Genomic DNA, 13,919 nt, shown 5'->3' on the forward strand with positions numbered 1-13,919 from the left:
GGCACCCCCTCGCCTCGTCCTGAGCTGCCGAATTGGATCTTTGGGTTGATACTCGGAGATATCGATGTGCCGTTCCCGGCCGTGCCAGCTCCTAGCGACAGGACGAGATGACCACAAGTCAGCCTCAGCCGCCGCCCTCCCGGCGGAACAAGCGGTCGCGCGACGGTGGGAGGAGCGCCGCGACCGACCAGATGGTGCGCACGCTGCTGCGCCGCCGCAAGCGGACGCTCAGCGTCGAGGACGTCACGGTCACCGACCGGCCGATGGTGCGGCGGGCCGTCACCGCCGCCGCGCTGGGCAACACCATGGAATGGTTCGACTTCGGCGTCTACGCCTACCTGGCGGCGACGATGGGGAAGGTCTTCTTCCCCGCCAGTTCGTCCGGCGCCCAGGTCGTCTCCACGTTCGCCACCTTCGCCGCCGCCTTCGTGGTGCGTCCGCTCGGCGGGCTGGTCTTCGGCCCCTTGGGGGACCGCATCGGCCGGCAGCGGGTGCTGGCGGCCACCATGATCATGATGGCGATCGCGACCTTCGCGGTGGGCTTCCTGCCCACCTACGCCTCCGTCGGGTTCACCGCTCCCATGCTGCTGCTCCTGTGCCGCCTGGTGCAGGGGTTCTCCACGGGAGGCGAGTACGCGGGAGCCACGACCTACATCGCCGAGTACGCGCCCGACAAGCGGCGCGGCTTCCTCGGGAGCTGGCTCGACTTCGGGACCTTCGTCGGCTACGCGCTCGGCTCGGGACTGGTCACCGTGCTCACCGCCGTACTGGGCACGGACGGCCTGACGGACTGGGGATGGCGCATTCCCTTCCTGGTCGCCGGGCCGCTCGGCCTGATCGGGCTCTACATGCGGATGAAGCTGGAGGAGACGCCCGCCTTCCAGCAGGAAGTGGAGGCGGCGCGCAACAGGGCGGAGAGCGACGGCACGGCGGACGGGGAGGAATCCCCCGTGGAGGAGGCGCGGCAGTCCGGCAAGGGCCGGCTGAAGGAGATCTTCACCCAGCACTGGCAGGCCGTGCTGATCTGCATGGGGCTGGTGCTCCTGTACAACGTCACCAACTACATGGTGACGTCCTACCTGCCGACCTTCATGACCGAGACCCTCGGCGAGGACGAGACGACGGCGCAGCTGCTGGTGCTGGGCACGATGGTCGTGGTGGCGCTGACCATCACGACCGTCGGCCGGTCCTCGGACCGCTGGGGGCGCCGGCCCGTGTTCATGGCGGGGAGCGTGGCGCTGGTCGCGCTCGCCTACCCGGCCATCCTCCTCATCCGTCACGGCGGCGTCCTCCAACCCGCTTTCGGCTGCCTGATCCTGGGTCTGCTGCTGGTCTGCTTCGCCGGCACCTCCGCGTCCACCCTCCCCGCGCTCTTCCCCACCCGGCTGCGTTACGGCGCCCTGTCCATCGCGTTCAACATCTCCGTCTCGATCTTCGGCGGTACGACACCGCTGGTGGCGTCCGCGCTGGTGGAAGCCACCGGCAGCAACATGGTGCCGGCGTACTACCTGATGGTGGCCGGCGTGATCGGCTGTATCTCGACCTTCTTCCTGCACGAGACGGCGGGGAAGCCGCTGCGCGGCTCGGGCCCGATGGTGGAGACCCCCGCCCAGGCCCACCGCCTGGTGGCGCGCAGCCGTATGGCGGAGAGCCGCCGGGCTCGCGACATCTACATCCGGCTCCGCCATCCGTGGCGGCACCATCGCAACGGGGACCACTGACGGAAGACCCGGGACGGGGGACACGGGGACCACTGCCGGGACCCCCGGGACGGAGACCACTGACGGGAGATCCAGGGACGGGCCGCCGACCCCGCCGGCCGGGCGCTCCGCCCCGTGACGACCTTCATGGCCCGGCGGGAGGGGTCCCCGGCCCCGGCCCGGCTATCGCTCCCTGCCGAGGCGCCGACCTGGACATCGTCCCCTCCCCGACCGCCGCCAGGAGGTGGAAGGAAGGGCCGGGCTCCGGGCAGGGCGGCCCGCCCTCGCCGCGTCCGGCGCCGACCGTGATCCACCGTCCCTCGATCCGCCAGGAGCATGCCTCCTCCAGGAGTCCGCTGAGGCGCTCCAGCGGTGCCGGGACCGGCATACCCATCGCGGCCCGTTCCCGCTCCACGGTCAGGTCCAGCACCTCGGGCGGCCCCCATCGCAGGGACAGGACGGACACCAGGGCCGCCAGCCCCGCCCCGGACGCGTGCGCCGCCTCCTCGACGTCCGCGGGGTCGGCGTCCCACAGCGGCTCGCTCTCCTCCAGCAGCGCCAGGTGGTAACCCGGCCCGCTCTCGCCCGGGGGCGAGCGGAGGGGAACCGGGGCGTCCGGGAAGGCGCGGACCCGCAGCAGGTCGATCGCGGCCACATGCCGTGCCGTGGTGAGAGGCAGGGCTCCCGGCCCGGTGTGGGGTGCGGCGCCCGGGGCGGGGCGACCGGCCGACGTGGAGGGAGCCGGTGTGGAGGGAGCCTGCCGATGCCTGGGACCGTTGGTGTCGTGCCGCGTGGTGGTCATGCCGTCAGTAAACCGCCAGGGTCTGACAATTGACCGGCGGTCGGTTCTCGTCCCCGCTGCTCCGGCGGCCCGCCCTCGGCCGACACGGCGTCAACTCCTGGCGCCACCCCCACACCGGAGAGCGGACCTCGGCGTCTTACCGCCGGTAGCCCCGCGTCTCGTGTTCCCTTCCGCCACGGGCGGGGCAAGCGTGCCTGAGCCTCGTCCGGGCCATCCGCAGCGAGCGAAGGGACACCCCTCATGGCACAGCAACACGCAGGCGAAGACCGCCACCACCCCCCGCGCCCGGCCACGGCGGCCGAGCGGCCCGCCCGCAGACAGGTGCTGCGATACGGCGCCGCCACCGCCGGCGCCGTCGCCCTCCCGCGTCTGGCGGGCACCGCTCGCGCCGCTGCCCGGGGCCGGGGCCGGACCGGCACCGTGGCGGTGCTGGGCGGCGGGGTCGGCGGGCTGACGGCCGCGCACGAGCTGGCGGAGCGCGGGTTCGCGGTGACGGTGTACGAGCGGCGCCGGGAGTTGGGCGGCAAGGCGCGCAGCATCCCCGTCCCCGGCACGGGGACCGGCGGGCGCGCGGATCTGCCCGGTGAGCACGGCCACCGCGGCGTCTTCGGCTTCTACCACAACCTGCCGGACACCCTGCGGCGCATCCCCGTCGACGGCGGTCGCACCGTGCACGGCAACCTCACCTCCGTACCGTGGATCTGCTTCGCCCGTGACGGCGCCCGGCACGATCTGCCGCTTCCCACCACGCCGTTCGAAGGACGGACACTGGACCCGGACGCCCTCCGGCGCATGGTGGTGGGTGCCCTCTCCCAGCTCACGCGGCTGCCCGTGGACGAGTCGGCGTTCTTCGCCCGGCAACTGGCGATCCTGCTGACGAGCAGCAGGCAGCGGAAGTTCGGGCAGTGGGAGCACACCAAGTGGCTCGACTTCATCAAGGCGGAGGGCAAGTCGGAGGAGTACCGCAGGATCTGGGGCGGCGGGGCGCAGGTCATCCAGGCGCTCAAGCCCGCGGACGCCAGCGCGCGCACCTGCGGGCAGGGGCTGGAGGGCATCGTGTACGCGCTCCTCCAGCGGGGCGTGGACGGGCCCGGCGACCGCGTCTTCGACTCCCCCACCAGCGAGGCGTGGATCGACCCGTGGGCGCGGCACCTGCGGGCACTGGGCGTGCGGTTCGCCGGGGACCACTCGGTCGAGGCGCTGGAGCTGCGTCAGGGCCGGATCGCCGCCGCCCGGGCCCGTACGGGCGCGGGGACGGTGCGGATCGAGGCGGACTGGTTCGTGGTGGCCACCCCCTTGGAGCAGGCGCGCGCCCTGTGGAACCCGGCCATCCGGGCGGCCGACCCCCACTTGGCCGCCATGGACCGGTTGCGGAGCACCTGGTCGCAGGGCATCCAGTTCTACCTGCGACGTCCGGTGCCCGTGGTGCGGGGGCACGTGGCCTATCTCGACTCGCCGTGGTCGCTGGTGTCCATCAGCCAGTCGCAGTTCTGGCGCCCGGACTTCGCCCGGACCTGGGGTGACGGCGAGGCGCGCGACTCCTTCTCCGTGGTGGTCTCCAATTGGGACGAGCCCGGCATCCTGTACGGCAAGCCCGCCCGCCGCTGCACCCGGGAACAGGTGGCCCGCGAGGTCTGGGCGCAGATGAAGGCCGCCCTGGAGGACACCGGCCGCAGCTATCTTCCCGACGGCGTCCTGCACTCCTGGCACCTGGACCCGGCGATCACCGAGACCGGCACCGGTGAACTGGCCAACGACGACCCCTACACGCTCAACGACGCCGGCTCCTGGGACCTGCGGCCGGACGCGGCGACCGCCGTTCCCAACCTCTTCCTCGCCGCCGACTGGGTCCGCGCCTACAGCAACGTCGACTTCACCTCGATGGAGACCGCGAACGAGGCGGGCCGCCGGGCCGCCAACGCCGTCCTGGAGGCAGCCGGTTCCGGCGCCCGCCCGGCGCGGCTGTTCCCGGCCTACCGCCCGCCGGAGTTCGAGGCCGCCAAGGCGCTGGACGCCGCGCGCTACCGGCTGGGGCTGCCCCACGTCCTGGACCTGCCCTGGCCCTCATAGGGCCGGTCGCCGGCCGTCGGCCGCCCGCGGTTCCGCCTCGTTGGGCGCGCTCACGACGCGCGAGGACGCGTCTCCCCGCCATCAGCGGCGCCCGGTGCGCGAGTCCCGGGTGAGATCGGTCACCACCGCGGCGTTGGCGGGGCCCGTGCGAGCGCCGCGCCGAACCGCGGACCCCCGCGCGTCCACGGTGGACGGCCGCTCACCCGCCCGGCGCGCCCGACGGCCCGGCCCCGGCGCCGGCCGCCCCGCCACTCGCCGCACACCGGCTGACCGGCTACGATCCGCCTCACCGGCAATGCGAGGGAGAAGGACGTTGGGGCGGCTCACCGGAGGGGACCCCTCCCTGCTGCGACGGATCAACTCCACGGTGGTCCTGCACGCGCTGCGCGGTGCCCACTCCCCCACGCTCAGCCATCTCGTCAAGGTGACCGGGCTCTCCCGGCCCACCGTCGAAGGCGTGGTCGAGGGGCTGATCGAGGCCGGGCTGGTGGCCGAGGCCCCCGCCGAGGAAGGCGCGGCGCGCCGCCAGGGCCGTCCGGCCCGCCGGTTCCGCTTCCGCACGGAGGCCGGGCACCTGCTCGGCATCGAGATCGGCCCGCACCGCGTCGCCGGCCTGCTCTCCGACCTGGCCGGCCGGGTGATCGGCTCGGCGCAACGCCCGGTCCTGGAGTCCGCCTCGGCGGACGAGCGGCTGGAGCGGGTGCGCGCCGTGGTCGCGGAGGTGCTGCGGCGTACGGGTGTGGCGCGTGGTTCGCTGCGCGCGGTCGGCGTGGGCAGTCCCGGCATCGTGGAGGCGGACGGCACCGTGCGGCTGGGCACGGCGCTCCCCGGCTGGACCGGGCTGCCTCTGGGCGATCGGCTGCGGCGCTCCTTCCGCTGCCCCGTACTGGTGGAGAACGACGCGAACGCCGCGGCGCTCGCCGAGCATTGGAAGGGCGCGGCGGCCGACTCCGACGACGTGGTGTTCGTCCTGGCGGGGCTCAGCCCGGGTGCCGGCTCGCTGATCGGCGGGCGGCTGCACCGCGGGTTCGGCGGCGCGGCGGGGGAGATCGGGGCGCTGCACCTGTTGGGCCGCGGGGCGCGTCCGGAGAAGCTGCTGTCCACGACCGGGCAGCCGCTGCACCCGTTGGACGAGGCCCAGGTGGCGCGGGTGTTCGCGCTGGCGCGGGACGGTGACGCGCGGGCCCGGGACGCGGTGAACCGCTTCATCCAGCGGCTGGTGCACGACGTCGCCGCCCTGGTGCTGGCCCTGGACCCGGAGCTGGTGGTCGTCGGCGGCTGGGCGGCCGGCCTCAACGACGTGCTGGACCCGCTGCGCGCCGAGCTCGACCGGTACTGCCTGCGCCCCCCGCGCGTCGAACTGTCGCTGCTGGGCGAGGCGGCGGTGGCCACGGGGGCGCTGCGGCTGGCCTTGGACCACGTGGAGGAGCAGCTGTTCGCGGTGGAGGGCACGGCCACGGCCCACCGGTGAACCGCCGGGCGTCATGACGAACGGGCCGCCGGGAGAGGTCTCCCGGCGGCCCGTTCGTCCGTGGTGCGGGTGGGGTGCGCGGTGGGTGATCGCGCCCCCGCAGGCGGGGCGACAGGCCCCGTACGCCTCCGCGACCGCGGCCCGTCCCCGTTCTCAGCCGGCCAGGACCGTCATCGCCTCGCTGTCGCCGAAGGTCAGGCGGCAGGTGTCGGCGCGGTAGGTGGAGACGGCGACGGCCGCGGTACGGCCCCGCGCGAAGTAGCGCGTGGTGACGACGAGGACGGGGGCGCCCGGAAGGCGGTCGAGCCGTCGGGCGTCGTCCGCGCGCGCCGAGCCCAGTTCCACCGCCCGGTCCTGGCCCTCCAGTTCCAGACCCTGGAGCCGGCGCAGCACGTCCCGCGCGCGGGCCGCGGCGTCGGCCGGCTGCTCCGCTCCCTCCGCCCCCTTGCCGGTCTCCGGTGCCCCGCGCAGGGACGAGGCCGGGACGTAGAGCAGTTCGGCCGCGACCGGCTGACCGTGAGTGACGCGGCTGCGGCGCACGACGTGCACCGGCTCGCCGGGCACGGTCTCCAGCAGCCGGGCCACCGCGGCGGGAACCGTCTCCGCCTCCGTCGCCTCCACGGGCTCCCAGTCGTCGCCGGGTGCGCCGGGCCAGGTGTGCCGCGCGGGGTCCACGGCGACACCCATCCGGGGCGGGGCCACGGTGGTGCCCACGCCACGGCGGCGTTGCAGCCTGCCCTCCAGCTCCAGTTGCTCCAGCGCCTGCCGGAGCGTGGCGCGGGCGACGCCGAACCGGGCCGCGAGGTCCCGCTCGTTGGGCAGGATCTCCCCGACCGCGAACTCCGAGTCGAGCGCCTCGCTGAGCACGGTCTTCAGGTGCCAGTACTTCGGCTCCGGTGCCGTTTCGAGCTGCGTGGTCCCCACCCTGTCCTCCGCGATGGCCGTTTCCCCGACGGGTCGCCCCACCGGAATTCCGGTGTCGGCCCGTGCGCTCTCCGATATGAGCGCTTCTTTATTAAAGGTTGTTGCAGTATCCCTGCGACGATATGGCGGCCCCCACCCTTGGTCAAGACCAATCAGGGACAGGTTTCGGTCGGACCGTTCGCCGTCCGGCGCGAGCGCGGGGTGGCCCGCTTCCGTACGGCGGGGGGGCGGAGGAATCCCGGGGAAACCGCTGCGGGGTGCCCGTCACCGGTTGCGTACAGGATCCGTACAGGAGAGGCGCGGGCGCGTAGCGGAGTCCTCCGGTCCTCTATCGGCACGGGCCCCGGTCTGCCCCCGCGCGTCCGCGATCAAACGCGCCGTACGGCACGGAGGCGGCTCACCGGCCAGGCGGGACGCGCTGACGCGCCACTCCCGCTCGCGTCGGTCCGGGCCTGCGCCGAACCGTTCCCCTCAGGCTTCCCAAGCGCCGGCGGCCCCGTCGCCGCGGGTGGGCGGGGGGCTGGGTGGTCACGGACCGAGGAATTCCGGTCAGAGTCGATCGGCGCGATACGGCCCCATGCGGGGGGCACTTCGGGGGCGCTGGCGGGGTTATTCGGAGGCACTTCGGGGGCGCTGGCGGGGCTCTTCGGAAGCGCTTCACGGCGGCCGTCGGGACGCCGATCACCGGGGCCCACGCATGGGACGAGCCGACGCGCGGAGCCCGTCGAAGACACGTCCGGCACGCACGCCGGACGGAGACCACCGGCCACGCCACCGAGGGCGCCGACGCCTCGCCGTACGGCGCCCCGCGCCCCGCTGCCCGTCCTTCGGCTACCGGTCCGCCAGGAACTCCAGCTTGTCCGGGTTGCGGATGATGTAGACGGTCTGGATCCGGCCGTCCACGATGTCGACCTGGAAGACGGCGTCGGGCACGCCGCCGTACAGCGCCATCAGCGCCATCCCCCCGTTGAGCTCCAGGAACCGGAACTCCAGGTTTTCGGCGGCGGTGCCGGCGATCGCGAGCAGGAAGCGCCCGACCTTGTCGGCGCTCTCGATGACGCGCAGCGGCGCCTTCGCCTTGCCGCCGCTGTCGCCGACGAGCCGCACGTCGTCGGCGAGGAGGCTGAGCAGCCCGTCCAGGTCGTCGCCGGCGGCAGCGGCCAGGAACCGTTCCGTCAGGTCGCGTTGCCTGGCCGGATCCACCTCGAACCGCGGTTTGCCCTCCTCGACGTGGCGCCGCGCGCGGCTCGCGAGCTGGCGCACCGCCGCCTCGCCGCGGTCGAGGATGCCGGCGATCTCCTCGTACCCGTAGCCGAAGGCCTCGCGCAGCACGAACACCGCGCGTTCCAACGGCGAGAGGGACTCCATGACGACGAGCATCGCCAGCGTCACGGACTCGGTGAACACCGCCCGCTCGGCGGAGTCCGGGGCTTGGCCGCCGAAGTCGGTCACCAGCGGTTCGGGCAGCCACGGGCCGACGTACGACTCACGCCTCGCCTGGGCCTGGCGCAGCCGGTCGATCGCCAGCCGGGTCGTGACCCGGACCAGGTACGCGCGCGGCGTGCGCACCCCTTCGTGGTCGGCCGCCGACCAGCGCAGCCACGCCTCCTGGACGACGTCCTCGGCGTCGGCCACCCGGCCGAGCATGCGGTAGGCCACGCCGTGGAGCATGGGGCGGTGTTCCTCGAACACGTCGGTCACGGAGTCGGTGTGCACCCTTCCATCCCAGCGGGACGCCACCACGTTGTCCAGCGAGAATGAGCGGAATCGACGGCTCGGGGACGTGGTGTGCGGCACACTGCGGCGGCGTGCGTACCTGGTCGGCGGTGCGTCCGTCGACGACGGTTTGGCGCCAAGGTGCCCAACTCCGCGGTCGGGGAGGCGGTCAGGGAACTACTAGGGGGTCTGCCTCCGTCCTCACCGTCCCCCGGCGGCGCAGCATCCCGGAGCCGAGGGCCACGCCCAGGCCGACCAGCAGGCTGCCGCCCGCCTGTGCCGGGCCGTAGCCGCCGGTTCCGGCCAGCGGGGCGGTCAGGGCGGCGAACACCGGTATCAGGCCGGAGAAGAGGGTGGCCCGTTCGGCGCCGATCCGCTGGATGCCCGCGTACCAGCACACGAAGCCGATCACCGTGACCACCGCGGCCTGCCATCCCAGCGCCGCGGCCTCCGTCGCGTCCGGCAGCCGGACCCACCCCGGGCCGTCCGTCAGCACACCGAACGCCGCTGCCTCCACCGCCGCGATGCCGCACGCCGCGGCCGACAGGAGCCGGGGCCCCAGCGGTGCGATGACGGGCACGGCCAGCACGGCGAATCCGACCTCTCCGCACAACGCCGCCACGGAGAACAACAGACCCGCACCGTCGGTCCGGCCCCAGCCCTGCACCGTGAACGCGCCCGCGGCCACCAGCGACGCCCCGTACAGGACGGCCGGAAGCGGACGCCGCCCGCCCAGCAGCGGGACGATCACCGCGACCACGATGGGCGCGCAGCCGACGAGGACGCCGGGCACGGCCGGTTCCGCGGTCCGTTCGGCGGCCAGGATCGCGAAGTTGAAGCCGACCATGCCGACGGCCGCGAGCGCCGCGAGCCGCCCCCACTGGCGCGGGGACAGGGCACGCAGCGGTGCCGTCCCCCGGCGGCCGAGCAGCGGCAACAGGAGCAGGCAGGCGACGGCGTACCGGAGGGCCTGGCCGCCCGCGTACGGGTAGTCCCCGAGCAGACTGTTCGCGGTGAACGACCCGCCCACCAGGAAGCAGGCGACGGCGGCGAGGAACGCGCCGGTCCGGAGCCGCCGGGCGTGGTGACTTCCGGGATCGTCGCGCCCGGGGCGGTGGCTCGCTATGGGATCAGGTTCCGAGGTCCGTTCCCGGAGTCGGGCGTTGGGGGCAGTGCCGGTCTCCAGCGGTCGGCGGCTGCCTGCCGCTGCCCCGGAGGGGGCACGGTTGCCGGCCTCGGTCTTCGGCGGCTCACGGCTTTCGGCTTCGGCCTCCGAGGGGGCGTCGTCGCCTGTCCCGGGGCGCTCGTCATGGTCCGTCCCCGACGGCCGATGGTCGTCCGTCTCCGGCATCTCATCGTTGTCCGTCTCCGGCGTCTCATCATTGGCTGTCCCCGGCGTCTCATCATTGGCTGTCCCCGGCATCTCATCGTTGGCCGTCCCCGGCGGCGTGGGCGCGTACGGAGCCGGGTTCGTCGCCTTCGAGTCGGGCCGGGCGGTCCTGTGCGGCGGGTGTTGGGGTGTCCGGTGCATGAGACGGACGGTAGGCGGGGGGTGCGGTCCGTCTTAAGGTCCACTTCCATGACGTCATCGGGGACCACTTCGTCACGAGGGGCGCGGGGACCAGGAGATCCGCAACCGCCCGCTGCCTCGTCCCCGCTCACCGAGGAATCAGCCCCCGCCGAGGAATCAGCCCCCGCCGGAAGAAGGCCGCCTCGGAACCCCGCAGCGAGCGAAGACCCGGCACACACCGGCCGCGCTTCGTGGTCGGCCGCCTGGGAGTTGCTGCTGCCGACCGCGTCCGCCCCGCCCCGGCGCCGCGGCCGGGTGCTCCAGCAGGCGCTGCGGGACGCGGTGCGTTCCGGGCGGCTCGCCACCGGGACCCGGCTGCCCGCCAGCCGGGAGCTGGCCGCGGACCTCGGTGTCTCGCGCGGGCTGATCACCGAGGCGTACGAGCAGTTGACGGCCGAGGGCTATCTGAGCAGTGTGCGCGGCTCGGGCACGTGGGTGGGCGGTGCGGTCCGGACCGCGACAGCAACAGCAACAGCAACAGCAACAGCAACAGCAACGGAACCGGTCGTCGCGGTGCCGCCCGACAGCCCGGCCCTCGACTTCCGGCCCGGCGTCCCCGACCTCTCGCTCTTCCCGCGCGCCGCCTGGTCGGCCGCGCACCGCCGGGCGCTGGCCCGGTTGCCGCACCGGGGCCTGGGCTATCCCGATCCGCGCGGGCTGCCGGAACTGCGTTCCGCCCTCGCCGCGTTGCTGTCCCGGCGGCGGGGCGTGGTGGCCGACCCGGAGCGGGTGGTGGTGTGTTCGGGGGTGGCACAGGCGCTGACCCTGCTCGGCTTCGTCCTGAGCGCCGAAGGGCAGCGCGCGGTGGCGGTCGAGGACCCGGGCAGTCCGGAACACACCGGGCTCTTCGCGTCCACCGGTCTGCGGACCGTCCCCGTGCCGCTGGACGCCGAGGGGCCGCGGCTGGACGCGCTGGCCGCGAGCGGCGCGCAGACGGCGTTGCTGACGCCGGCCCACCAGTTCCCGTCGGGCATCGCCTGCTCCCCTGCCCGCCGGTCGGCCCTGCTCGCGTGGGCCCGCGGGGTCGACGGGCTGCTGATCGAGGACGACTACGACGGGGACTTCCGCTACGACCGGGCGCCCGTCGGCGCACTGCAAGGACTGGACCCGGACCGGGTGGCGTACGCGGGGTCGGTGAGCAAGTCCCTCGCGCCGGGGCTCCGGCTGGGCTGGCTGGTGGTCCCCGAGGCGCTGGCCGACGCGGTGACGGTCCGCAAGCGCACGCTCGACCTCGGCCATCCGGTGCTCGACCAGTGGGCGCTCGCCGACTTCGTCGCCCGCGGCGACTACGACCGCCACCTGCGCCGCTGCCAACGCGCCTACCGCGCCCGCCGGGACGCCCTGACCTCCGCGCTCGCCGCACTCTGCCCGGACGCCGAGGTGACCGGCATCGCGGCCGGGCTCCACGCCATCGTCACCCTTCCGGAGGCGTACGGACCGCGGGAACGCCTCCTGGAACGGGCGCGGCGCGCTGGGGTGGCGGTGCGCCCTCTGTCGCACTACCTCAGTGCCGCGCGGAACGGCATCCATGAGGCCGACGGCCGGGTCCGGCTGGTCCTCGGGTACGCCCATCTGCCGCCCGGTGACATCGAGCGCGCCGTGTCTCTCTTGGTGCCGCCGTCAGCCGGACGGTGAGCCGCGGACGGATCCGACGTCCCCGACCGTGCCGGCCGCCTCGTCCGCCCCGCCGTCCCTCGCACCCCGATCCCCGCATCCTCGTCCCCCACTCCCCCGTTCACCTCCCGTTCGCCCGCCCGGAACCGGCCACCGGTACGAACGGGTCATCACCGCCCCGCTCGCCCGCTGACCAGGGCGGTTGTGGGCGGTGGACCCGCGTACGACGAAGCACGGAGGATTCCCATGACGACGCACGGACCCGGCAGAGCCCTCGGGCGGCGCTCGGTGCTGCACGGCGCGGCGGTCGCCTCGGCCGCCCTCGCCCTCCCCGCGGCCGGGGGCGCGCCCGCCGTGGCCGCGCCCGGCCAGATCCGTGCGGGGCGCCCGCGCGCCGCGTGGGGCGTCCAGGCCGGGGACGTGACGTCCTCGTCGGGCGTGGTGTGGGTACGGTCTGACCGGCCGGCCCGGATGATCGTCCAGACGGCCGCCACCGAGTCCTTCCGCAACGCCAGGACCTGGCACGGGCCGCTCGTCGGCCCCGGGACGGACTTCACCGGCCGCACCGCGCTGCACGGCCTGCCGTCCGGCGAGCAGATCCACTACCGCGTGGTGCTCGCCGACCCGGACGACTACCGGCGGACGAGCGAGCCGGTCGCCGGGACCTTCCGCACGGCGCCCGTCCGGCGGCGCGAGAACGTGCGCTTCCTGTGGTCGGGGGACCTCGCGGGCCAGGGCTGGGGCATCAACCCCGATCTCGGCGGCTACCGGATCTACGAGGAGATGCGCCGCCGCGACCCCGACTTCTTCCTGTGCAGCGGCGACAACATCTACGCGGACGGCCCGATAGCCGAGCGGGTCACGCTGCCCGACGGCCGGGTGTGGCGGAACGTGATCACCGAGGAGAAGGCGAAGGTCGCCGAGACACTGGCCGAGTACCGGGGGAACTTCCGCTACAACCTGCTGGACCGCCACCTGCGCCGTTTCAACGCGCAGGTCCCCACGATCGTCCAGTGGGACGACCACGAGGTGCGCAACAACTGGTACCCCGGGCAGATCCTGGACGACGCCCGGTACACGGAGAAGAACGTGGACGTGCTGGCGGCGCGGGCCCGGCGCGCCTTCGCCGAGTACTTCCCCCTCGGCACGCTCCGTCCCGACGGGCAGGGACGCGTCTACCGCGTCCTGCGGCAGGGGCCCCTGCTGGACGTCTTCGTCCTGGACATGCGGACGTACCGCGACGCCAACTCGCCCAACCGGCAGCCCGTGGACCGGGGCGGCATCCTGGGCGGCGAGCAGTTGAGGTGGCTCAAGCGGGAGCTGTCGCGGTCCCGCGCGGTGTGGAAGGTCATCGCCTCGGACCTGCCGCTGGGACTCGTCGTCGCGGACGGCAAGACGGACTTCGAGGCGGTGGCGCAGGGCGACCCCGGCGCACCGCTCGGCCGTGAGCTGCAGATCGCGGAGCTGCTGCGGCACATCAAGCACCACCGCGTGACCGGCACCGTCTGGCTGACCGCCGACGTGCACTACACCTCGGCCCAGCACTACTCCCCCGAGCGGGCCGCCTTCAAGGACTTCGCGCCGTTCTGGGAGTTCGTTTCCGGGCCGCTGAACGCGGGCGGGTTCCCGGCGGTGGGGCTGGACGGCACGTTCGGCCCCCGGCAGGTCTTCGTCAAGGCGCCGTCGCGTGCCAACGTCTCCCCGGCGGAGCACCCGCAGTTCTTCGGCGAGGTGGACATCGACGGGGACAGCGGGGAGCTGACGGTCCGGCTGCGGGAGGACGGCGGCGGGGTGCTGTTCAGCCGGACGCTCCAGCCGGGGCGGGTGGGCCAGTAGGCCGCGCTCACCAGCCGGTGACGGGGCAGCGGACCGAGGCCGCCGAGCTTCCGGACACGTCCGTGTCAGATATGTCCTTTACGGTGCCCTTTACGGCCCATCGGCCACGGCATGTTCCGGGGCGGCGGACCGGGGTCGCCGGGATCCCGGACTCGTACGTGTCGGACATGTCCTTTACCGCCCATCGGCCACGGCGTGTTCCAGGGGGGCGGGCCG

The 13,919-nt window shown here is 74.0% G+C and carries 8 protein-coding genes and 1 pseudogene; 5 read left to right on the forward strand and 4 right to left on the reverse strand.

The genetic code is table 11. The features are described 5' to 3' along the window. The first annotated feature begins 191 nt into the window (after positions 1-191). Positions 192-1,721 carry a glycine betaine/L-proline transporter ProP gene (gene proP, locus ABZX96_RS15090; RefSeq protein WP_355543832.1) on the forward strand — a complete coding sequence of 510 codons (1,530 nt, stop codon included), beginning with the start codon at positions 192-194 and terminating at the stop codon, positions 1,719-1,721. A 124-nt stretch (positions 1,722-1,845) separates the two neighbouring features. Here proP and ABZX96_RS15095 read toward each other — a convergent pair whose 3' ends face one another. Beyond that, entirely contained in the window at positions 1,846-2,502 is a 657-nt protein-coding gene (locus ABZX96_RS15095; protein WP_355543648.1) for a hypothetical protein, read from the reverse strand. Positions 2,503-2,742: 240 nt separating this feature from the next. On the opposite strand from ABZX96_RS15095, the gene ABZX96_RS15100 reads away from it, so the two are divergent. Both ABZX96_RS15100 and ABZX96_RS15105 read left to right on the forward strand, forming a co-directional pair. Then, positions 2,743-4,572 carry an FAD-dependent oxidoreductase gene (locus ABZX96_RS15100; protein WP_355543651.1) on the forward strand — a complete coding sequence of 610 codons (1,830 nt, stop codon included), beginning with the start codon at positions 2,743-2,745 and terminating at the stop codon, positions 4,570-4,572. A gap of 313 nt (positions 4,573-4,885) precedes the next feature. Further along, positions 4,886-6,043, forward strand: a complete 1,158-nt coding sequence (locus ABZX96_RS15105) for an ROK family protein (RefSeq protein ID WP_355543654.1) — start codon at positions 4,886-4,888, stop codon at positions 6,041-6,043. Positions 6,044-6,196: 153 nt separating this feature from the next. Here the strand turns inward: ABZX96_RS15105 and ABZX96_RS15110 are convergent, their stop codons facing one another. From ABZX96_RS15110 to ABZX96_RS15120, 3 genes and pseudogenes are all read right to left on the reverse strand, one after another. Beyond that, on the reverse strand, positions 6,197-6,967 hold the full coding sequence (locus ABZX96_RS15110; protein WP_355543657.1) for a GntR family transcriptional regulator: 771 nt from the start codon (positions 6,965-6,967) through the stop codon (positions 6,197-6,199). Between the two features lie 831 nt (positions 6,968-7,798). After that, positions 7,799-8,683, reverse strand: coding sequence for an RNA polymerase sigma-70 factor (locus tag ABZX96_RS15115; RefSeq protein WP_355543660.1), 885 nt, complete (start codon positions 8,681-8,683; stop codon positions 7,799-7,801). A 208-nt stretch (positions 8,684-8,891) separates the two neighbouring features. Continuing rightward, positions 8,892-9,809, reverse strand: a pseudogene (locus tag ABZX96_RS15120) (DMT family transporter); the annotation flags it as partial. A gap of 654 nt (positions 9,810-10,463) precedes the next feature. Here ABZX96_RS15120 and ABZX96_RS15125 point away from each other — a divergent pair. Together ABZX96_RS15125 and ABZX96_RS15130 are read left to right on the forward strand one after the other, a co-directional pair. Then, the gene (locus ABZX96_RS15125) at positions 10,464-11,888 is read left to right on the forward strand and encodes a PLP-dependent aminotransferase family protein (RefSeq protein WP_355543663.1); all 1,425 of its coding nucleotides are present in this window, start codon (positions 10,464-10,466) and stop codon (positions 11,886-11,888) included. 225 nt (positions 11,889-12,113) lie between these two features. Further along, entirely contained in the window at positions 12,114-13,703 is a 1,590-nt protein-coding gene (locus ABZX96_RS15130) for an alkaline phosphatase D family protein (RefSeq protein ID WP_355543666.1), read from the forward strand. Positions 13,704-13,919: the final 216 nt, after the last annotated feature.

This window comes from Streptomyces sp. NPDC003077 (genome assembly GCF_040611095.1).
GTDB lineage: Bacteria > Actinomycetota > Actinomycetes > Streptomycetales > Streptomycetaceae > Streptomyces.